Annotated in this window: 1 protein-coding gene; it reads left to right on the top strand. The window is 38.7% G+C overall.

Annotated features, from left to right (window positions below):
- Nucleotides 1-193 precede the first annotated feature (193 nt).
- The coding region (locus ACFIKU_RS10415) for a DUF1376 domain-containing protein (protein WP_375657460.1) at nt 194-506 on the top strand (313 nt) is incomplete at its 3' end.

Below are 506 nucleotides of genomic sequence, written 5' to 3'. Positions count from 1 at the left end.
ATGAACATCAACAGCAGCATTCACATTCTTAAACAGGCAAAAATAAAGAGATCAAATTAATAGATTACGCGTCATCATGCGCACGCATAAATACGCAACAGCCTTAAGGGGGGATTATGATCACTCATTTATATTTAATAAAAGAAGGGGGCGCGCATGTCTAATGCAATGCCATGGATAAGATTCCATTTGTATGACAAGTGGTACAGACGGAATGACGTTAGAGCAAAGGGGTGCTTATATGACGCTTCTCGTTCGCATGTACGATAAAAAAGCACCAATTAAAGAAGATTTTGAAACGCTTGCACGTGCTTGCAATTGTTCGCAGAAAAAATTTGCAGCTATTGTCGAATATCTCATGAGGAATGATAAACTTGTTGAGACAGATAATGGATTGTGGAATGCGCGCGTTGAAGAAGAGCTGAACGATTTTGCTGATAAAAAAGAGCACATATCGCAAGTTCGTAGTGAGGCTGGTAAAAAAGGTGCAAAAGCAAAAAATAATA

It is taken from the genome of Bartonella sp. CM120XJJH, from assembly GCF_042194715.1.
Lineage (GTDB): Bacteria > Pseudomonadota > Alphaproteobacteria > Rhizobiales > Rhizobiaceae > Bartonella.
This window is presented reverse-complemented; position numbering and strand designations above follow the sequence as displayed.